General features: G+C 33.2%; 15 protein-coding genes, 1 tRNA gene and 2 rRNA genes. 17 read left to right on the top strand and 1 reads right to left on the bottom strand.

Translation table 11 applies throughout. The annotated features are described in order from the left end of the window. Positions 1 to 64: 64 nt before the first annotated feature. From ACWW38_RS15165 to ACWW38_RS15245, 17 genes are all read left to right on the top strand, one after another. Positions 65 to 140, top strand: a tRNA-Ala gene (locus ACWW38_RS15165). A gap of 147 nt (positions 141 to 287) precedes the next feature. Beyond that, positions 288 to 3190 (top strand): 23S ribosomal RNA (locus tag ACWW38_RS15170). 178 nt (positions 3191 to 3368) lie between these two features. Then, positions 3369 to 3485 (top strand): 5S ribosomal RNA (rrf, locus tag ACWW38_RS15175). A 368-nt stretch (positions 3486 to 3853) separates the two neighbouring features. Then, positions 3854 to 4528 carry a hypothetical protein gene (locus tag ACWW38_RS15180; RefSeq protein WP_456258366.1) on the top strand — a complete coding sequence of 225 codons (675 nt, stop codon included), beginning with the start codon at positions 3854 to 3856 and terminating at the stop codon, positions 4526 to 4528. A 553-nt stretch (positions 4529 to 5081) separates the two neighbouring features. Continuing rightward, positions 5082 to 5984 (top strand): D-alanine--D-alanine ligase, encoded by a 903-nt coding sequence (locus tag ACWW38_RS15185; RefSeq protein WP_456258367.1) that lies wholly within the window; start codon positions 5082 to 5084, stop codon positions 5982 to 5984. A 15-nt stretch (positions 5985 to 5999) separates the two neighbouring features. Beyond that, on the top strand, positions 6000 to 7445 hold the full coding sequence (locus ACWW38_RS15190; protein ID WP_456258368.1) for an aminotransferase-like domain-containing protein: 1446 nt from the start codon (positions 6000 to 6002) through the stop codon (positions 7443 to 7445). A gap of 140 nt (positions 7446 to 7585) precedes the next feature. Next, positions 7586 to 8218, top strand: coding sequence for a TetR/AcrR family transcriptional regulator (locus ACWW38_RS15195; RefSeq protein WP_456258369.1), 633 nt, complete (start codon positions 7586 to 7588; stop codon positions 8216 to 8218). 29 nt (positions 8219 to 8247) lie between these two features. After that, positions 8248 to 10350, top strand: coding sequence for an efflux RND transporter permease subunit (locus ACWW38_RS15200; RefSeq protein ID WP_456258370.1), 2103 nt, complete (start codon positions 8248 to 8250; stop codon positions 10348 to 10350). Between the two features lie 17 nt (positions 10351 to 10367). Continuing rightward, positions 10368 to 12689, top strand: a complete 2322-nt coding sequence (locus ACWW38_RS15205; RefSeq protein ID WP_456258371.1) for a hypothetical protein — start codon at positions 10368 to 10370, stop codon at positions 12687 to 12689. A gap of 204 nt (positions 12690 to 12893) precedes the next feature. Beyond that, entirely contained in the window at positions 12894 to 13802 is a 909-nt protein-coding gene (locus tag ACWW38_RS15210; protein WP_456258372.1) for a DMT family transporter, read from the top strand. Positions 13803 to 13966: 164 nt separating this feature from the next. Continuing rightward, positions 13967 to 14401: a MarR family winged helix-turn-helix transcriptional regulator gene (locus ACWW38_RS15215; RefSeq protein WP_456258373.1), complete on the top strand. Its 435-nt coding sequence runs from the start codon at positions 13967 to 13969 to the stop codon at positions 14399 to 14401. A gap of 102 nt (positions 14402 to 14503) precedes the next feature. After that, positions 14504 to 14944 (top strand): OsmC family protein, encoded by a 441-nt coding sequence (locus ACWW38_RS15220; RefSeq protein WP_456258374.1) that lies wholly within the window; start codon positions 14504 to 14506, stop codon positions 14942 to 14944. 421 nt (positions 14945 to 15365) lie between these two features. Then, the gene (locus tag ACWW38_RS15225) at positions 15366 to 15809 is read left to right on the top strand and encodes an OsmC family protein (RefSeq protein WP_456258375.1); all 444 of its coding nucleotides are present in this window, start codon (positions 15366 to 15368) and stop codon (positions 15807 to 15809) included. Between the two features lie 88 nt (positions 15810 to 15897). Next, positions 15898 to 17826: a dihydrolipoyl dehydrogenase gene (gene lpdA / locus ACWW38_RS15230; RefSeq protein ID WP_456258376.1), complete on the top strand. Its 1929-nt coding sequence runs from the start codon at positions 15898 to 15900 to the stop codon at positions 17824 to 17826. Further along, on the top strand, positions 17816 to 18814 hold the full coding sequence (locus tag ACWW38_RS15235) for a lipoate--protein ligase (RefSeq protein ID WP_456258377.1): 999 nt from the start codon (positions 17816 to 17818) through the stop codon (positions 18812 to 18814). Before lpdA ends, ACWW38_RS15235 begins: the two co-directional genes overlap by 11 nt. Positions 18815 to 19357: 543 nt before the next feature. After that, positions 19358 to 20620, top strand: coding sequence for an Nramp family divalent metal transporter (locus ACWW38_RS15240; RefSeq protein WP_456258378.1), 1263 nt, complete (start codon positions 19358 to 19360; stop codon positions 20618 to 20620). A gap of 97 nt (positions 20621 to 20717) precedes the next feature. Further along, a complete protein-coding gene (locus tag ACWW38_RS15245) occupies positions 20718 to 20927 on the top strand; it encodes a hypothetical protein (protein ID WP_456258379.1) in 210 nt (69 codons plus the stop codon). A gap of 208 nt (positions 20928 to 21135) precedes the next feature. On the opposite strand, the gene ACWW38_RS15250 is transcribed toward ACWW38_RS15245, so the two are convergent. Then, on the bottom strand, positions 21136 to 21834 hold the full coding sequence (locus ACWW38_RS15250; protein WP_456258380.1) for a hypothetical protein: 699 nt from the start codon (positions 21832 to 21834) through the stop codon (positions 21136 to 21138). Positions 21835 to 21849 lie beyond the last annotated feature (15 nt).

The following is a 21849-nucleotide window of genomic DNA, read 5'->3' on the forward strand; positions in this document are numbered from 1 at the left end:
ACTGCTTTCATAGACTGGTTCTTAATTCTGTTTAATTTTGAGAGACTAAATGTTTCTCTTATATGGGGGTATAGCTCAGCTGGGAGAGCACCTGCCTTGCACGCAGGGGGTCAAGAGTTCGAATCTCTTTATCTCCACCATTATGAGTGTATAATTTATTGATTTAGATTATACACTTTATTTATCAAATTGTTCTTTGAAAATTGCACAGTGAATATAAAGATTAAACCTAGAACTAAGTAAAACTTAGTAATAAGCTGAATTAAGTATATTAAATATACTAAAAAGATCAAGCTACAAAGGGCGCACGGTGAATGCCCTGGCACTAGGAGCCGATGAAGGACGTGATAAGCTGCGATAAGCTGCGGGTAGGCGCAAATAGCCTGTGATCCGCAGATTTCCGAATGGGGAAACCCATCTAGCTAACGCTAGATACTATGTACTGAATTCATAGGTGCATAGAGGAACACCTGGGGAACTGAAACATCTAAGTACCCAGAGGAAGAGAAAGAAAAATCGATTCCCTCAGTAGCGGCGAGCGAAAGGGGAAGAGCCCAAACCAGAAACTTTGTTTCTGGGGTTGAGGATAGATCATAACGCCAAAGTTTCTTTAGCCGAATAGAACTGGAAAGTTCAGCCGCAGAGGGTAATAGCCCTGTAGGTAAAAAGGAAATGAGGCAAGATCTAATCCAGAGTACCACGAGACACGTGAAACCTTGTGGGAAGCAGGGAGGACCATCTCCCAAGGCTAAATACTACCTAGTGACCGATAGTGGAGAAGTACCGTGAGGGAAAGGTGAAAAGAACCCCGGGAGGGGAGTGAAATAGAATCTGAAACCGTGTGCCTACAATCGGTCGGAGCACGTTAATGTGTGACGGCGTACTTTTTGTAGAACGGGCCAGCGAGTTACGATATGTAGCAAGGTTAAGCACTTATGGTGCGGAGCCGAAGGGAAACCGAGTCTGAATAGGGCAACTAGTTGCATATCGTAGACCCGAAACCGGGTGACCTATCCATGGCCAGGATGAAGCGAAAGTAAAATTTCGTGGAGGTCCGAACCACGTTGGTGTTGAAAAACCATGGGATGAGCTGTGGATAGCGGAGAAATTCCAATCGAACTCGGAGATAGCTGGTTCTCCTCGAAATAGCTTTAGGGCTAGCGTCGGGTAATAAGTAGTGGAGGTAGAGCACTGAATGGGCTAGGGGCTGACAACAGTTACTGAACCCTATCAAACTCCGAATGCCATATACTCGTACCCCGGCAGTCAGACTACGAATGATAAGATCCGTGGTCAAAAGGGAAACAGCCCAGACCATCAGCTAAGGTCCCAAAGTGTAAGTTAAGTGGTAAAGGATGTGGGATTTCTAAGACAACTAGGATGTTGGCTTAGAAGCAGCCACTCATTGAAAGAGTGCGTAATAGCTCACTAGTCGAGAGATCCTGCGCCGAAGATGTAACGGGGCTCAAACTTACCACCGAAGCTATGGATGTGTCTAACGACACGTGGTAGAGGAGCTTTCTGTACAGGTTGAAGCCATACCGTAAGGAGTGGTGGACAGTGCAGAAGTGAGAATGCTGGCATAAGTAGCGAAAAACAGGTGAGAATCCTGTTGGCCGAATATCTAAGGTTTCCTGGGGAAGGCTCGTCCTCCCAGGGTTAGTCGGGACCTAAGCCGAGGCCGAAAGGCGTAGGCGATGGACAACTGGTTGATATTCCAGTACCACCAAAATGCGTTTGACAAATGGGATGACGCAGGAGGATAGGATGTGCGCACTATTGGATGTGCGTCTAAGCACTTAGGGTGTTGAGTAGGCAAATCCGCTCAACTGAGCCTGAGGTGTGATGGGGAGCCTATTTTGGCGAAGTATCTGATTCCACGCTGCCAAGAAAAGTCTCTATGGAGCAAATTGGTGCCCGTACCGCAAACCGACACAGGTAGATGAGGAGAGAATCCTAAGGCCGTCGGAAGAATTGCTGCTAAGGAACTCGGCAAATTAACCCCGTAAGTTCGCGAGAAGGGGTGCCTGCGAGAGCAGGCCGCAGTGAACAGGCCCAAGCAACTGTTTATCAAAAACACAGGTCTCTGCTAAAGCGTAAGCTGATGTATAGGGGCTGACGCCTGCCCGGTGCTGGAAGGTTAAGGGGAATGCTTAGCGCAAGCGAAGGTGTGAACTTAAGCCCCAGTAAACGGCGGCCGTAACTATAACGGTCCTAAGGTAGCGAAATTCCTTGTCGGGTAAGTTCCGACCCGCACGAATGGCGTAATGATTTGGGCACTGTCTCGGCAGCAAATCCGGTGAAATTGAAGTGCAAGTGAAGATGCTTGCTACCCGCGGTTGGACGGAAAGACCCCGTAGAGCTTTACTGTAGCTTAGCATTGAATTTCGGTATTGTCTGTACAGGATAGGTGGGAGACTTAGAAGCGAGAGCGTCAGCTTTCGTGGAGTCGTCCTTGGGATACCACCCTGATAGTACTGGAATTCTAACTGGCGGCCATGAATCTGGTCACAGGACATTGCTAGGTGGGCAGTTTGACTGGGGCGGTCGCCTCCTAAAAGGTAACGGAGGCGCCCAAAGGTTCCCTCAGCGCGGTCGGAAATCGCGCGTAGAGTGTAAAGGCAGAAGGGAGCCTGACTGCGACACATACAGGTGGAGCAGGGACGAAAGTCGGGCTTAGTGATCCGGTGGTTCTGTATGGAAGGGCCATCGCTCAACGGATAAAAGCTACCTCGGGGATAACAGGCTGATCTCCCCCAAGAGTCCACATCGACGGGGAGGTTTGGCACCTCGATGTCGGCTCGTCGCATCCTGGGGCTGTAGTCGGTCCCAAGGGTTGGGCTGTTCGCCCATTAAAGCGGCACGCGAGCTGGGTTCAGAACGTCGTGAGACAGTTCGGTCCCTATCCGCCGTGGGCGTAGGAAATTTGAGAGGAGCTGTCCTTAGTACGAGAGGACCGGGATGGACTGACCTCTGGTGCACCAGTTGTTCCGCCAGGAGCACAGCTGGGTAGCTATGTCGGGAAGGGATAAACGCTGAAAGCATCTAAGCGTGAAGCCCACCTCAAGATTAGATTTCCCATAGCGTAAGCTAGTAAGATCCCTGGAAGACTACCAGGTTGATAGGTCAGAGGTGTAAGTGCAGCAATGCATTAAGCTGACTGATACTAATAGATCGAGGGCTTGATCAATAAAATATATGAAACTCCTAATCTAACTTAGGAGTACTGGTTTGTTACCAAAATCATAGAATTTTGACAAACCAGCACTGTGCAATTTTGAGAGAACAAAATTCTTTCAAGGAAACTCCTCAGCATAGCTGATGAGTAGCCGACCATCACAAAATCGAAGATTTTGGATGTCTGGCTATCTGGTTATTATGGCTTGAAGGTAACACCCGTACCCATTCCGAACACGAAGGTTAAGCTTCAAAGCGCCGATGGTACTGCACTGGAGACGGTGTGGAAGAGTAGGTCGTAGCCAGGTAAAATAAAAAAACACTAAGCATTTGCTTAGTGTTTTTTATTTTGGGCTCTATTTTAAATGAATGTTGATTTTTACATTCATTTAAAACTTTCCATTCATAGATTTGGATTCTCAGCTTATAGGAAATTATAATTTTTATTTAGCATAACTATTATAGCGTTAAGAACTTTCATTTGTCTGAGCTATGCGAGTTAATGAAGATTTAGCTACAATTGTTATACTAAATCTAGAAATATTTTCGAGATTATACGAAATCAACAATATCTTAAAGCATAGCCTTATTTTTGTATTGCTTAAAAACTATAATATGCTATAAAATAAATTATATAGTAAAGTTTACTTACTTATCATACTAAGGAGATAGTGCTATGGGAGATAAACCTTATATTGATTATTATTATTGGGAATACTTAATAAAAAATCATGAGAACTTATGGAATCATTCTTTTAAAAAAATGCCTTTAACTCGTAGATCAGTATTTATTAATACTATAATTATGGATTGCGAAGGTTGTAATTCAAATCAGTGGGTATACTATCCTAATATAAAGGCTGCACTAGGCTTTATAGAATATGTATTTTTAACTACAGCTTTTTTTAAAGCTTTAATGAGTGAATATGATGGAAAATTTATATTGCCAGTTGGAACTATGGATCAATTAATCTACATGTCTAATAATTTGAATACAGGCAGGAATAAAGAGGACATGCCTGAAATGAATAGACAAGCTGGGAAATTACATTCCTTGTGGAAGCTAGGAGATATAGAATGCTTAGAATTACTTAAGGAGTTTTCAAATGAGTTTAATAGATATTGGGCATACAGAGAAGATGTATTATTTTCTGTTAACGTTTTCAAAACTCCTATGGAAATTGGAGAGCATATTATGAAGGTATGCAGCGAAGAAGCCCTAGAAATCATTGAGAATGAAGTAACATTAACTTTAGATGAGTGGAAGTATATATTTGAAAATGTCTATGATAACCAATTTATAAGACGTAGATTTATGAATATACTAAACAATTTGACTTGGTTAGTTTGAAAATGCAATAGTGATTATAAAATGTAAGAAAAGATAGTTTTTATAATAAAAACTATCTTTTCTTTTAAATTTATTTAGGGTTTATGGATTATATTAATTGTATTTAGGGGTAAGCCCTTAGCTACTCTGTATAAACATTAAATTAATATTTTAGAAGGAAGATTTAATTTTTTATAGGAATAAAGCTAAGGGCTAAATTTGTAATACTATATAGAACCTTAATCATTCTATCTTAAAATAGTAAAGGTTCTTTAATGTGGAAAGTATTTACTCTTTATTAAATAATACAATAACAATAACAAAATGTCAATAAATATTATTTTAAAATAATATTTATTACTAAGTAATTAAGTTTTAATAATAGATAATATATATTTTTTTAGTATACAAAAATATATATATTAGAATATTCTTTAGAAAATTAGATTCCTAGTCCACATGATATATAAAATAAGTACATTGTGGATATTTCTATTGTTTAAAGTTTCAAATAAAATTATATTAAGTAAATAAAATTATTATTGCTGATTAGTGGATAATTAGGAGGGATACTATGCAAATTGGAGTTATAATGGGTGGAGTATCAAGCGAAAAAGAGATTTCCCTTATGACAGGAAAAGAAATTATAGATAATTTAGATAAAAATAAATATGAAGTTTTACCAGTACCAATAGATACAAAATTTCAGCTTATAGATAGGGTTAAATGTTTAGAGTTTGCCTTTATTGCTCTCCATGGAAGTTTTGGTGAGGATGGAAAAGTTCAAGCAATACTTGACAGTCTTGAAGTACCATATTCAGGATCAGGGGTATTGTCAAGTGCATTATGTATGGATAAAGGTATGAGTAAGAAAATATTTATTGCAGAAAATATAAAAACTCCTAAATGGGTTTTAATAAAAAAACTAAGTAAGATTGATTATAGCAAAATTGAAGAAATAGGCTATCCACTTATAATAAAGCCAAATAGCGGGGGTTCCAGTATAGGAATAACTATAATTAATAATAAATATGAGTTAGAAGAAACATTAAACAAAGCATTAAAATATGATGATATTTTAGTTGAAGAGTTTATTAAAGGACAGGAAATAACCTGCTGTATGCTTGATGGAAAAGTCCTTCCTATAATTGCTATTAACTATAAAACTGATTTTTTTGATTATGGATCAAAGTACGATGCTGAAAAATCAGAAGAAGTCATAGTTGAACTAGATGGTTATCTAAAGAATGAAGTTGAAAAAATTTCATTAAAGTGTTGGGAAAGCTTTGATTTGAAAGTATACTGTAGAATTGATATGATAGTAAAGGATGGTAATGTGTATGTACTTGAAATAAATACTCTTCCTGGAATGACTAAGAATAGCCTGCTTCCAAAGAGTGCTGAGTCCTATGGGCTTAATTTTAGTGAGCTATTAGATAAAATAATAGAAATTTCACTAAGAGAAAGTAAAAATTGATTTTGAGGTGTTTTAATGTTTTTTAATTTGAAGCTTCATGAAGATGAGCCAATCTATATCCAAATTTACAGCTATTTAAAGGAAATAATAGAAAATGGAATGCTATCTAAGGACAGTAAACTTCCATCTACAAGAGAAATGGCTTTAATGATAGATGTAAGCAGAACTACAATAGTAAAGGCATATGAACTTCTTGAAGATAATAACTTAGTTCACACAATAAAAGGAAGAGGTACTTTTGTATCAAAAGTACCCTTAGTAAAACAAAGTGAATGGGAAATTAATTGGGAAAATAATATAACTAACTATGCAAAGATGGCAGAAGAGTTGGATATAATGAAACATGAAAAGTTATATAAAAAAGGAATGATTTCTTTTAAAAGCATAGCTCCAGATGAAAGCTTATTTGATGTGGAGGAAGTTAAAAGAGCTTTTTTAAATAGAATTTCTATTGAAGGGGAGAAACTCTTAAATTATGGATACGCAAAAGGTTATAAACCATTAATCGATTTTATAATGGAATATATGAAAGAAAAAGGTGTAAATACAAAAGGTAAGGATGTCATAATAACCAACGGTTTTACAGAAGGATTTGATATAGTTCTATCATCTATAGTCCAGAAAGGTGATAATATAATTTGTGAAAACCCTACTCATAATACTGCAATAAAGCTTATGAAGCTTCATCAATTGAATATTATAGGCATTGATATAGATGAAGATGGCATAGATTTAGAAGAAATTAAAAATACACTTAAACATAACTCTATTAAGGCAGCATATCTTATTCCTTCTTATCACAATCCTACTGGAATGGTAATGTCTTATGAAAAGAGAGAAAACGTGTATAATTTATTAAAAAAGTATAAGGTTCCCATTGTTGAGGATGGGTTCAACGAGGAATTGCAGCATTTAGGAAGTCATATTGCCCCTATAGCCGCTATTTGTGGAGAAGAAAATTCAGTTATATATATTGGAAGTCTATCAAAAATTTTATTTCCGGGAATGAGAATAGGATGGGTATTTGGAGACAAGAGGCTTATAGACGTGCTTGAAAGCGTTAAACGGAGTAAAAATATTCATACATCATTTTTAGATCAGGGAATATTGTATGAATATATGAAAAGTGGCGGTTTTGAAAAATATGTTAAGAAGGTTAGAGGCATATATAGAGAAAAATACAATTTGTGTAGAATACTTGTGGAAAAATATATTCCTCATAAATTTATATTAGGTGATGGAGGATTATATTTATTTATAAAGCTAGATGGAATAGAAGCTAGAAGTTTACTTGAAAGATGTTATAAAAGAAATGTTATATTTACTCCAGGAGATATATTTTATACTGATGGAAATGGGGGAGATTCTATTAGATTAGGATTTTCAAGAACATCTATGAAAGATATAGAAAATGGAATAAAGATAATTAGTGAAGAAGCTAGAGAAGTTCTAAGGAAGTAATTCCAAGAGCTTCTTTTCTATTTTTTGAATTAATAATTAGTTAACAAAATTGTAATAAATAAATATATTGACTATTAGTCATAAAAAGAGTAGAATAGCAATTGTAGTAAAAATGACTTACAGTCATATTTGGGGGTGATATGAAAATCATGGCAGAAGATGAAGAAATGAATAAGATGCTAAGTAAAGTAGAAGAGAACAAGCTAAAAAAAGAAAAAAGACTATATGAAGCAGCATATGAACTTTTTACAACAAAAGGTATAAATGATACAGCTATAAATGATATCGTGAAAATGGCGGGAGTAGCTAAGGGAACATTTTATTTATACTTTAAAGATAAGTATTGTATTGTGGAACTGATTGTCCTAAGAAAGAGTTCTAAAATTTTGAGAGAAGCCATAGAAGCAACTTTAATGAAAAATTATGAAAATCCTATAGACGGAGTAATAGCTTTTGTGGATTACTTAATTGAATATCTAAGAAATGATAAAAAACTACTAAAGTTAATATATAAAAATCTTTCTTGGGGAATGTATAGAAAAGCTGTGGTTGAAACTGGGCAATATGAAGAAATGAGACATACAGTTAGACTATTTATGGAAAATTTTATAGATGATTCTACAGATGAAGATGAGGCAGAGAAAAATCTATTTATAATAATTGAGTTAGTTGGTTCTGTTTGCTATAGCTCTATAATACTTCAGGAGCCGGACAATATAGACAACATGAAACCAGTGCTGTATAAAGCTATTAAAAAAATATTATCAAAATAACATTAAATATTTAGGGGGAGATGACAAAATTGAAAAAATTCGGGAGTTTTATAGCTAAGAACAGAATAGTAGTATTAATTATCGCAACTATTTTGTTGATTCCATCAATTTTGGGGATGGTAAACACTAGGATAAACTATGACATTTTAACCTATTTGCCGCAAGATTTAGATTCTACGAAAGGTCAAAAAGTATTAGACAAAACTTTTTCTAATGCAGCTACTTCTATGCTCATCATTGAAGATATGGAATCTAAAGATGCAGCAAAAATCAAAGATAAAGTATCAAAGGTTGAAGGAGTAGAAAAGGTAATATGGACAAATGATTTTGTAGATATTACTGTACCAAAAGAAATATTACCAGATAAAGTAAAAAATGCTTTGTATACAGATCATTCTACAATGCTAGTTATAAAATTTAAGGAATCACCAGCATCAGAAACTACTCAAAAAGGTATTGAAAGTATAAGAAAGATAACTAATAAGCAATGTTTTTTAAGCGGAATGTCAGCTATTGTTAAAGATACTAAGGATTTATCAGATAAAGAGACACCTTTCTATGTAGTAATCGCAGTTATATTATCGGTAATAGCATTATCACTAACTAATAAATCGGTTATAATACCATTTGTTTTTTTATTGGGTATAGGCTATGCTGTCATTTATAACCTTGGAACCAACATATTTTTCGGAGAAATATCATATGTTACAAAGGCTTTAGCGGCTGTGCTTCAACTTGGAGTAACAATGGATTATTCTATATTCTTGCTGCATAGGTATGATGAAGAGAGAGAGCTTATGCCGAATAATAAAGTGGAAGCTATGTCAGAAGCTATATCAAAAACTATAGTTGCTATATCAGGAAGTTCATTAACTACAATAGCAGGATTCTTAGCCCTCTGTGTAATGCAGCTTTCATTAGGAAAAGATATAGGATTTGTTATGGCAAAAGGAGTTTTATTAGGAGTTATATCTACAATAACAATACTTCCAGCCTTTATATTGGTATTTGATACACCAATCCATAAATTTAGCCATAAGACATTGCTTCCAGAGTTTAAGAAGACAGCTTCCATAGTAACAAGTAAATATAAAGTATTCATAGTAATATTTATAATAACCTTTATACCGGCAATATACGGAAATAATCATACTAAAGTTTATTATAACTTAGATGAATCTCTTCCAAAGGATATGGAATCAATTGTTGCAACAAATAAACTAAAGCAAGATTATAAAATGACAACTACGCATTTTATAATTGTAAAGGATACTCTTCAAAGTTATAAAGTTAGGGAAATGGTGAAGAAAATAGAAAAGCTAGATGGAATAGAAAGTGTTCTCTCAGGTGACGAGCTTTTAGGACCTCAGATACCAAGTAGCTTTTTACCAGAAAGTATAAAAGAAAATTTTGAAAAGGGTGGATATAAATTAATTGCTGCAAATTCAAGATACAAGGCAGCAACTAATGAGGAAAACAGGCAGATAGAGGAACTAAATAGGATAGTAAAGAGTTATGATCATACTGCTATGGTAGCAGGGGAAGGTCCTCTTACAAAAGATTTAATCGAAATTGCAGATACAGACTTTAAGCGTGTAAGTATTGCTTCAATCATAGCTATTTTTGGAATAATACTCATAGTTTTCATGTCCCTATCAATTCCAGTAATACTTGTTTTAGCTATACAACTTGCTATTTTTATAAATATGGGTATTCCATATTATACAGGGACGGTATTACCTTTTGTTGCATCCATAGTAATAGGAACCATTCAACTTGGAGCAACTGTCGACTATGCTATTTTGCTAACCACAAGATTTAGAGAAGAAATGAGAAATGGCTATGACAAATTCAAAGCTATGGAAATTGCAGTTCAAGGATCCGCAAGATCAATAGTTACTAGTGCATTAAGCTTCTTTGCAGCTACAGCTGGGGTTGGTATTATTTCAAACATTGAAATGATAAGTTCACTATGTATCCTAATGGCAAGAGGAGCCTTGATAAGTATGGCCATTATCCTATTTGTACTTCCATCAATACTTCTAGTATCAGAGAAAGTAATAGTTGCAACTTCAAAAGGATTTGTTCAAAAGAGTGAAGATCCAGCTGAACTAGAAACTGTGGAAAATTAAAAGGGGGAAAAATTAATATGAAATATACAGAAAGAAAGTGCATGTCAAAAAAAGTAATAAGTTTAGTTATTATTGGATCAATTTTTGCAAGTAATGGAGTTTATGCAGCCGAAACTATACAAAAAGATGAGACAGTGTATGTTACACTATCACAGCAGGGAGATGTGAAGGAAAGAATTGTAAGTGATTGGCTTCACTCTGATGTTAATAATATTGAAATTAGAGATAAATCTATATTAAAGGATATAAAGAATGTAAAAAGTGATGATAAGCCAATAATAGAAAATGAAAATATTGTGTGGAAAGTTCAAGGAAATGATGTATTTTATAGAGGAACAGTAGATAAGGAACTGCCATTAGAGGTTAAAGTATCCTATACACTAGATGGGAAAGCTATATCTCCAAAGGAGTTAGCAGGAAAATCTGGTGAGGTTAAAATAAAAATTGATTTAAAAAATAAAGATAGCCATAGTGTGAAAATAAATAGTAAAGACAGGACTATTTATACACCTATTAGTACAGTAGCAGTAGTAAATTTACCTCTTGATAACTTTAAAGATATAAAAACTAATAGTGGAAAAATGATTAATGACGGGAATAACCAAGTTGTAACTTTTATAGCTTTCCCAGGAATGAAAGATAGTCTTGATATAAAGGATGATTTATTAGGGTTAAAGGATACCCTTGAAATAACAGCTAAAGCTGAAAAGTTTGAAATGGGACCTATTGTTGTAACTGCAACACCAGAGCTTCCAGATGTTGATAGTTTTAAGAATGCTTCTAATATTAATGAGCTAATTGATGGAATAGAGCAGCTTAAGGATGCTAGTGGTAAACTAGCTGAAGGTTCTGATAAGCTTGTAAAAGGACAGCAAGAGTTAACAACAAATATTATAAAATTATCAGGGGTTATGAACCAATTAGGAGTAGGAGCTACATCGCTTAATAATGGATTATTAAAATTAAACGATGCTACTATGGGCCTACAAAATGGAGCAAACCAACTTTCTGATGGTATGGGAAGGTTAGCAGAAGGTTCAAAACAACTTGGTGGAGGAATACAACAATTTGGGGACGGTTCTCTTGATTTTGCTAAAAATGCAGGTGCTTTTTCAGATGGAGCTGTAAAAGTAGCAGAGGGAACTAGTGGACTGGTAGAAGGTTCAAAAACTATATCCAATGGAGCAAATGAACTATCAAAAGGAACTTCTCAAGTTGCTGAAAATATGGAAGGACTAACTGGGGGATTAAATGGATTAGTTGATGTCACAGAACAACTAAAACAAGGTCAAAAACAAGTAATAGATGGAGCAGATCAAAGCTTATCAGGAATAAAAAAATTGAAAAAGGGTAAAGAATTAGAATTGAAAGCAGTAGATGCTTTAATAGTAGGAATTGATGGAATACATGGGTTAGTTTCATTATTAGGAAAAATACCTGGAACAGGAGAAGTTGCAGAGAAGCTAAAAGTAGGTTTAGAAAATGAAAAGCAAGGGCTAATGCAGCTAAAAAGTAGCGGGGACGAATTATTGGCAGGGCTTACTGGACTTGAAGATGGAATAGCTAAAATTAAAGCAGGTTCAGAGAATATAAACTCTGGTATGAATAAACTACAAGAGGGACAAAAGAAAGCTGCTTCAAGTGCAGGAGAATTAACAAAGGCTACAAAACAAGTGGCAGGCAAAATGGGAGAAATATCAAAAGGAGCAGAAGGACTTGCAAATGGTGCGGAACAATTAAAGCCAGCAAGTGCAAACCTTAAAGAGGGGAGTCAAGGACTTTATGGAGGCGCTGAAAAACTAGGAGAAGCAGCTAAATCAATTAATGGAGGAGCAAACACATTTGTAGAGAACACTGAAAAACTTCAAGGAGGAGCAAAAGGTGTAGCAGAAGGTGTGGTTAAACTTCAAAAAGAAGGTATAGTTCCATTAATGGTTGGTTCACAAAAATTAAGCTATGGAGTGAATGAGGTTGCCAAAAATTCTGTTAAGCTTACAGAAGGTGCAAATAAGCTTAATGATGGAACAAAAGAGTTAAGTGCAAATATGAAGAAATTTGATGAGGAAGGTATTAAAAAGCTAAGTGGTGAAGTTTCAAATAAAACAGGAAATGTAAAGGAAATAATCGATGCTAAAGATGAGCTCATAAAATTATCAGACAATTATGGGACCTTCACAGGAATTGGAACAAATATGGAGGGTAAAGTTAAGTTTATAATGAAAACTGACGAAATAAAAGTTGCTACTCCTGAAAAAAATGAAACAAAAGTAGAAGCAAAAGTAGATACAAAAGAACATAAAAAAGGATTCGTAGCATGGATAAAGGGCTTGTTCAGCTAAATTTACCTATAAAAGTAGGTATACAATAAGTATAAAGGAGATATTTCAAAGAAAATAAATTTGAAATATCTCCTTTAACTTTTATAAGTAAGTTTATAAAGATATTGTTTTACAGTAAACTTTTTTGTTATACTTAGCTTGTTAACTATATGGTGAAAAGTAATAAAACTTTAAAAACTTGGTTTGCATTTTGGGGGGATGACAATGTTTCAGGCACACTTAGGAGAATTTATAGCACTATTAACGGCAGTATTTTGGACTACTACATCACTTTTTTTTGAATCAGCAGGAAAAAGAGTAGGCTCTTTATCAGTTAATTTTATACGGCTTATTATTGGATTTTTATTAATAAGCATATATACCCTAATTACAAGAGGATTATTTTTACCAATTGATGCTACAGGAAGTGCGTGGTTTTGGCTGCTAATATCTGGCGCTATAGGTATGGTTGTAGGAGATTTATTTTTATTTCAAGCGTATGTTGAAATAGGATCTAGAATCTCAATGCTAGTAATGGCGTCTGTTCCTCCTATAACAGCAATAATAAGTTTTATAGTCTTAGGAGAAAAGCTTACAAAGCCTAATATTATAGGCATGTCTATTACTGTACTTGGAATTGCTGTTGTTGTTTTAAAAAGGAATGAGGATGAATCAGAAGGTAAAGGAAAGATAAAACTTTCACACCCTAAAAGAGGGTTACTTTTTGCCTTTTTAGGAGCTGTTGGACAATCTGTGGGGATGATTTTAAGTAAATTCGGTATGAAGGATTATGATCCTTTTGCAGCAACACAAATACGTATAATAGCAGGATTATTTGGATTTGCGGTTTTATTCTTCATTATGAAAAAATGGGGAAACTTAGCCAAAGCTTTTAAAGACAAAAATGCTATTGGGAAAATTTCTATAGGAGCTCTATTTGGGCCTTTTTTAGGGGTATCTTTTCAGCTTATGTCACTAAAGTATACTACGGCTGGCGTATCTTCAACAATAACATCTATAGTACCTGTCCTAATAATACCTCCTGCAATTATTTTATTTAAAGAGAAAATTACTCCAAAAGAAATATTAGGATCTATTATAACTATATTAGGTGTAGCTGTATTATTTTTATAAAAATATTAATAATTATTATTAATAGGGTTTAAGCTTTTAATAAATATAATATATCTTCAGTTTTTTAATGTTCTATAAATTGCATATTGAAATTATAAAAGAATTATAATAATATTATGTAATGTATTATAAAGAGAATAAGTTTATTTAGGAGGAATATATAGATGTTTGATATAGATACATGTTTAGCATATATAACAGGATATTCTGCTAAAAAAATTAGTGATGCATTTAATGAGAGACTCTTTAAGAAAGGTGTTACTAAAGTACAGTGGATAGCTCTTTATTATGTAGGCAAATATGAAAAAATAAGTCAAATTGAACTTGCTAACCTCATGAATATAAAAGCTTCTACTGTAGCAAGATTGGTGGACAGAATGGAGAAAGAGGAGTACATTTCCAGAGTCAGAAGTTCTGAAGATAGAAGAGTAATATACTTGAAGCTAACTGATAAAGGAATAAAACTAAGGAAAGAGTTACTTCCAGAAGGAGAAAGAATGAGTGAAATAGTACGTAAAGATATTTCAGATGAAGATATAAAAATTTTTAAAAAAGTTCTAAAAGCTATGGCAGATAATGTGGAGAAGGAAGAAAATTAAGAAATACCTAAAAAATCGTCTATAACGGTTTTGATTTATATAGTGATTGTTGATATACTAATTGTGAGGATGACAATTATTTTAATAGGAGGATTAGCTTAAATGATAAGAACATATAAAGCAGTTACAAGAAGAAAAGAAGGCGTATTAGTTGAAGCTGAATCAAGAGGATTTAAACTTTTAATTGATGAGCCAATAGACCAAGAAGGAACAGATAAGGGAATGACACCAGTTGAACTTCTATTATGCAGTCTTGGATCTTGTCAAACAATAATGGCAACTGTACTTGCTCCTGAGCTTGGTATAGATTTACAAGAAGTTTGGGTAGAACTTGAAGGAGAAATTGATTCAGATGGCAATGCAGGGTTATCTGATGTAAGGCCTGGTTTCTTAGACATAAGATTCAATATTCATGTAAAAAGTGATGCTCCAGAAGAAAAAATTAAAGATCTAGTTGAACTTGTTGAAGCAAGATGTCCAGTAGGGGATACAATAGGACAAGGAGTAAAAGTTAACAGAACTAAGATAACAATTGAAAAATAGTATAGAAAAGACAAAGTTATTGCACTTAAAAGTGCAGTAACTTTTTTATTATTAACTCTGGTTAACTATAATTGTTACGCTTTTGATAAGAAATATACCTGAAATATAAATCTGATATCAGTATAATTTTATAATGATAATGGTAAAAATAAAATGAAAAGTTTTAAATGAATGTAAAGATTAACATTCATTTAAAACAAAACAAAGTAGAAAAATAAAAAATTGTTAAAAATAATGCAAAAGAAAGCATTATGTGCAATTATATAAAAAGATTGAAAAAAATTTAACAACTTGTACAAATTATATATTGCTTTAAATAAAAATAATTGCTATACTAATTATTGTAATAGCAATTACTTTAATAACACATATTTATTATAACCTTTAGAAATTATTAATTATTAAAAAAGGAGTGGGTTAAATGCCATTAACAACTTTTAAAGCAATAGCAAGAAAAAAAGAAGGATTATCAGTAGAAACTGAAGCAAGAGGATTTAAAATTACACTTGATGAACCAGAAGAATTAGGCGGAACAAATACAGGAATGAATCCAGTTGAAGTATTATTATGCGGACTTGGAGCATGTCAAACAATAGTTGCATCAGCATTTGCAGATGAATTTGGAATAGACTTACAAGATTTTTGGGTTGAACTAGAAGGAGACCTTGATACTGATGGTTTCTTAGGACTAGCAGATGTAAGACCTGGTTATTCACATGTAAGATTTAATATGCATATAAAGAGTAGTTCTCCAGAGGATAAAATTGAAGAATTTGTAGAGTTCATTGAAAAAAGATGCCCAGTTGGGGATTCATTAGGCAAGGGAGTAAAGCTTGAAAGAACTAAAATTACAATGGAAAGATAATTAATAAAATAAAGTTGGGAAAACTAGTTATAGATGTAGCTAGTTTTTTCGTTATGATTGTTAAAAGTAAAATTTTGGAGGAAATAAAATGAGTGTAGATATAAAAAGTCCAAGATTAGGAACTATAGGTAAGATAAATATAAAAGTCGGAGACAAAGTTGAAACTGGTCAAGAATTATTGTCATTAGAAACTAAAAAGGGAAATGCAGTAGTTAAGGCTCAATTTTCAGGAATTGTAGAAGCTATAGAAGTAGAAGAGGGAATGCAAGTAACAGCTGCGCAAGTCTTAGTTAGGGTTGATAAAATCGAGGAAGAAAATACAATTAGCGTAGAAAAAGAAAAAGTAGAGACAGTATTAATAAAGAGTCCAAGACTAGGGACAATAGGTAAGATAAATGTTAAAGTCGGAGACAAAGTTGAAGCTGGCCAAGAGCTATTATCATTAGAAACAAAAAAAGGTAATGCAGTGGTTAAAGCTCAATCTTCTGGAACTATAGAAGCTATAGAAGTAGAGGAAGGAGCACAAGTAAAAGCCACAGATGTATTGTTCAAAATTAATCAATGTGTAGAAACAAATACAAGAAGTGCTAAAGAAGAGAAGATAAAACCAGTTGAAAAAATTGAAAGTGATATAACTATAATTGGTGGAGGTCCTGGGGGATATGTAGCTGCAATTAAAGCTGCTAAAATGGGAGCTAAGGTTGTGCTAGTTGAAAAAGAATCCTTAGGAGGTACATGCCTAAATTGGGGATGTATACCTACAAAAGCTTTAGTTCGTTCAGCAGAAGTATATGATAGTTTAAAAGAAGCTGAAAGCTTTGGACTAAGTGTGAAAGAATACAGTGTAGATATGGAAAAGGTTATCAATAGAAAAAGTTCCATTGTAAGTAAGTTAGTTGGAGGTATACAATACCTAGTAGAAAAGAATAGCATAAAACTAATTAATGGAAGTGGAAAATTAGTAGATAAAAACACAGTTAGAGCAGAAGCAGAAGATAAAATTGTAGAAGTAAATAGTAAGAATATAATACTTGCTACAGGTTCTGAAACAGTATATCTTCCTATTCCAGGAGCAAATTCTAAAGGCGTTTTAACAAGCAAAGAAATATTAGATATGAAGGTGCTTCCTAAAAAGCTAGCTGTAATAGGCGGTGGAGTAATAGGAATGGAATTTGCTTTTATATATGCATCATTTGGAGTAGAGGTATTTGTAGTAGAGTATTTAGATAATGTACTTCAAATGTTAGATCAAGATATAATAGATGAAATTAAAACTGCTGCAGAGAAAAAAGGAATAAAGCTATATACAGGCTCAAGAGTAGAAGAAATAATAGATACAGAAGATGAAAAGTGTGTGGTAAGGTTTACAAAAGGTGGAGAGTCAAAATATATATCAGTGGATAAAGTTTTAATGTCTGTAGGAAGAAAACCTTATCTTGAAGGCTTAGGAATAGAAGAAGCTGGAATTGAGTTAAACGATAACAAAAAAGGAATTAAGGTAAATTCACAAATGCAGACTAATATACCTAATATATACGCTATTGGTGATGTTACAAATATAATTCAACTTGCTCATGTAGCTTCTCATCAAGGTATCGTAGCAGTAGAAAATATAATGGGACATAATGTAGGAATGGATTATTCAGCTGTACCAAGTGCTATATTCACACATCCAGAAATAGCTACAGTAGGATTAACAGAAAAAGATGCAAAATCAAAAGGCATGGATGTAGAAGTTGGAAAATTCCCATATGCAGCTAATGGAAAAGCGCTTACTATGGGAGATGAAAGAGGCTTTATTAAAGTTATAAAGGATAAAGCTTCAAACAAAGTAGTAGGAGCAGGAATAATAGGAATAAACTCAGCTGATTTAATATCTCCATTAACTTTAGCTATTAAGAATGGATTGACAACAAAACAGATAGTAGAAACAATCTTTGCTCATCCAACAACAGCAGAGGTAATTCATGAAGGAGTTTTATCTGTAGAAGGGGGAGCTTTACATTTTGCAGAATAAATTCACACTAAAACTCGTTAAATCTTTAAGTTATAATCCTTGGTATAATCTAGCATTAGAAGAATACCTTTTTAACAACGTAAAAAGTGATGAAGTAATATTTTATTTATGGCAGAATGATAATACCGTTGTAATAGGCAGAAATCAAAATCCATGGAGAGAATGTAGATATAATGAGCTAGAAGGTGATGGAGGAAAGTTAGCTAGAAGGCTTTCTGGTGGTGGAGCAGTTTATCATGACTTGGGAAATTTAAATTTTACCTTTATTGCTAAAAAAAATATATTTAATATAGAAAAACAACTTCAGGTAATTATAGAAGCAGTTAAGCTTCTTGGCATAAATGCAGAGTTTTCAGGAAGAAATGATATAATAGCAGAAGGAAGAAAGTTTTCAGGAAATGCTTTTTATTATGACGAAGATAACTGTTATCATCATGGTACACTTTTAGTGGCATCAGAGATGACTAAGCTTGCTAAATATCTTCAAGTGAGCAAAGAAAAGATAAAATCAAAGGGAATTGAATCTGTAGAAGCTAGGGTTACAAATCTCAGCAATATAAATCCAGCTATAGATATAAATAGCTTAAGTAAAGCCTTAGAGGAAAGTTTTCAATTAATATATAACAATACAATAAGTGAAGCCATAATAAAGGATGGAGACACAAGTGAGTTTAGAGAACTTTACGAGAAGTATTCCTCTTGGAAATGGAGATATGGAGAGACACCGAACTTTGAAATAAATCTTTATAATAGATTTACCTGGGGAGATTTAGATATCAACTTAAATTTAAAAGATGCTCATGTAAGCGATATAGCAGTATTTTCTGATGCTATGGATTCAAACTTAATTAAAGATATAGAGAAAGCTTTAAAGGGAATAAAATTTACTAAAAATGAAATACTTAATAAGTTAAATATTTTAGCAGATATATATGACAAAAATCTAATAGAAGACATAAAAGTTTGGATAATGGGAAAAGATATATAAAATACCTCAGGCATAAAGCCTGAGGTATTTTATCATTATGTTATGTAAATTTCGTTAGTTTTTTGTAAAAAAATTAAAAAAACTATATACTTTAATAATTTAGTGTGGTAGAATGTTAAAATAACAAATTAAAATTATTAAATCTAACAAAATATTTTTTGTGTTCTATAATTATTCTAATATGATTTTAATCACTAAGTTCTCACTAAAATTTCCTTTATAGTAGACTGTGTTTTAGTATTTATATAATAATTAAAATTATTATATCTACAACTACTAAAATGCAGTCTATACTTTTATATAAAATAAAATCTTAAATTCCATATAATTAATATGATTACCCTTACATAAAATGATATTTAATATTAATTGATAATTATTATTTGATTTTAAAGCAATTTTTAGTATAATATATAAAAGGGCAATACATCGGAAAAGTAGTTATTTAATAAATAATTTTTTAAACTGTTTTAAATGAATATTAGTTTTATATTCATTTAAAACTTTCCGTAAGCCATGTGGCAGAGGGGAGGAAATTAACATATGGAAAAATTAAAGAAAATAAAAATGTTTGGTGGAGAACATAAAGCAAAATTAATGGCATTAGATTTTTTAAAATATATAGGACCAGGGTTATTAGTAACAGTAGGGTTTATTGATCCTGGCAACTGGGCATCAAATGTAGCAGCAGGCTCAGACTACGGTTATACATTGCTTTGGATGGTTACACTTTCAACTTTTATGTTGATTGTACTTCAACATAATGCAGCTCATCTTGGTATTGTAACAGGGTATTGTTTATCAGAATCAGCTACTGTTTACCTAAAACCCTGGATTAGCAGATTAACTCTTGGTACAGGGATGCTAGCAGCCATATCAACAGCTCTTGCAGAAATTCTTGGGGGAGCTATAGCACTTCAGATGCTATTTAATATACCTATAAAAATAGGTTCATTGCTTGTTTTAGCTGTTATTATGTGGATGCTTTATACTAATTCCTACAAAAAACTTGAAAAATGGATTATAGGTTTTGTTTCATTAATAGGTATATCATTTATTATAGAATTAAGCTTTGTAAATGTAGATTGGAATCAAGCAGCTATAAGTTGGGTAAAACCTAGCTTTCCAAGTGGATCAATGCCAATAATAATGAGTGTACTTGGTGCTGTAGTTATGCCGCATAATTTATTCTTACATTCAGAAGTTATTCAAAGCAGGCAATGGAATTTAGAAGATGATAAAATAATTGCAAAACAATTAAAATACGAATTTTTAGATACTTTCTTTTCTATGATAATAGGATGGGCTATAAATAGTGCTATGATACTTATAGCAGCAGCAACTTTTTTTACAAGAGGAGTTCAAGTTACAGAGTTGAATCAAGCACAGCAAATGTTAAAACCATTATTAGGTAATACAGCTTCTATAGTATTTGCCATTGCATTGCTGCTTGCAGGAATTTCATCTTCAGTTACAGCCGGTATGGCAGGCGGTAGTATATTTGCTGGAATATTTAAAGAACCTTATGATATAAACGATAGTCATACAAAGATAGGAGTAGGAATAACATTAATTGCAGCAGCAATAGTTATATTTTTTATAAGTAATCCTTTCAAAGGGCTTGTATATTCACAGATGTTTTTAAGTATACAATTACCTATATCGATATTTCTACAGATATACTTGACTTCATCTAAAAAAGTTATGGGAAAATACGCGAATGCAGGAATTGAAAGAATATTACTTTGGATTATAGGATTTATAGTTACTATATTAAATGTAATGTTATTATTAACTAGTCTATAGAAGAAAATAAAGGTGCTGAAGAAAAATAATAATATCATGTAGAGTTGTATATACTAATATTAGGCTGAATAAGCCTAATAGATTAGGAGGCATGATTATGTCGAAGAAAAGTCATATTGATATGGATAAATTAAATGATGTACCTTCAGCACATCCTTTTGAATATAGGGACGTGGTAATGGATGACTCTCCTGTAGAAGAACATACTGAAGATGGAAAGAAATTTAAATCGGAAGTTGAAAATGAATTTTATGGCATGGTAATCAGGGAAGACGATTTAGATCGTATACAATACAGAAAACTATAAAAAGTAACATATTTTCCATATTCTCAAATATGTTAATCGTAAAATAAGAATATTAAAAACGCCGAGACTCCGCATAGATATAGTGTTTTGAGGTTTAGGCGTTTTTTCTTATTGAGTCTGTGGAGAGATTTTAGACTAGATGAAAAAGTTATTTAATATAAATGTCTTTATATAATTTTCACATGCTGCCACCTGACTTTAATAGTCTCTAAAACGCATTCCACAAGAAGCAGAAAACAAATACGCATCCCCAGGCATTACCTGTTTTTTCCTTAACTATAAGCATTCCATATATAAGAATAAATGTGGTGATTATTTCGATAATTCCCCAAAAAGAAGTGCTGAAAGGGTGAAATAAAATGCAAATTAAAGCACAAGTAATAGCCCCTATATTTATCCATTTTTTGTTGGAAGGATATCTTTTATTAAGTTTGTCACTGATAACTACATAATTAAATCCCTCAAAAAATCCCCATACCAGTGCAATAATCGCCATTCCTAAAACATTTATAGGAAATCTACTTTGGAGAATTTCATCTGAAATCAAGATAGAAAGAGGACGATAACTAACAAATTGCCCTGAAGTAATAATATAAATCAAACTTGGAATAAAACATAGAGTTGATCCTAAAATGGATTTGAAGGCACCTGACTTAAATAACCCAAATTGAAAAAAACTTTCTTTACGGATAAGAGAAACAACTACAATTCCTAACCCTGCAATAGAGAACTGTACTACAGCATTAACTAATAGTTTCAGTATAATAGGGTGCGTTATATCTTTTACATATTTCATCATTTCATTTTCAAATGTCATATAAATAATGAATGCTGCCATTGTGAATAAAGCAATAATCCAAATATCAGTGTCAAGCTGCTTCTGCTTTTCAGATAACTTACTTTTCATATAGTAATTCCTCCT

The organism is Clostridium sp. JNZ J1-5 (assembly GCF_053901425.1).

Coding starts and splice junctions, on each gene's coding strand:
- ACWW38_RS15180 (WP_456258366.1), top strand. CDS start 3,854: ATGGGAGATAAACCTTATATTGATTATTATTATTGGGAATACTTAATA.
- ACWW38_RS15185 (WP_456258367.1), top strand. CDS start 5,082: ATGCAAATTGGAGTTATAATGGGTGGAGTATCAAGCGAAAAAGAGATT.
- ACWW38_RS15190 (WP_456258368.1), top strand. CDS start 6,000: ATGTTTTTTAATTTGAAGCTTCATGAAGATGAGCCAATCTATATCCAA.
- ACWW38_RS15195 (WP_456258369.1), top strand. CDS start 7,586: ATGAAAATCATGGCAGAAGATGAAGAAATGAATAAGATGCTAAGTAAA.
- ACWW38_RS15205 (WP_456258371.1), top strand. CDS start 10,368: ATGAAATATACAGAAAGAAAGTGCATGTCAAAAAAAGTAATAAGTTTA.
- ACWW38_RS15210 (WP_456258372.1), top strand. CDS start 12,894: ATGTTTCAGGCACACTTAGGAGAATTTATAGCACTATTAACGGCAGTA.
- ACWW38_RS15215 (WP_456258373.1), top strand. CDS start 13,967: ATGTTTGATATAGATACATGTTTAGCATATATAACAGGATATTCTGCT.
- ACWW38_RS15220 (WP_456258374.1), top strand. CDS start 14,504: ATGATAAGAACATATAAAGCAGTTACAAGAAGAAAAGAAGGCGTATTA.
- ACWW38_RS15225 (WP_456258375.1), top strand. CDS start 15,366: ATGCCATTAACAACTTTTAAAGCAATAGCAAGAAAAAAAGAAGGATTA.
- lpdA (WP_456258376.1), top strand. CDS start 15,898: ATGAGTGTAGATATAAAAAGTCCAAGATTAGGAACTATAGGTAAGATA.
- ACWW38_RS15240 (WP_456258378.1), top strand. CDS start 19,358: ATGGAAAAATTAAAGAAAATAAAAATGTTTGGTGGAGAACATAAAGCA.
- ACWW38_RS15245 (WP_456258379.1), top strand. CDS start 20,718: ATGTCGAAGAAAAGTCATATTGATATGGATAAATTAAATGATGTACCT.
- ACWW38_RS15250 (WP_456258380.1), bottom strand. CDS start 21,834: ATGAAAAGTAAGTTATCTGAAAAGCAGAAGCAGCTTGACACTGATATT.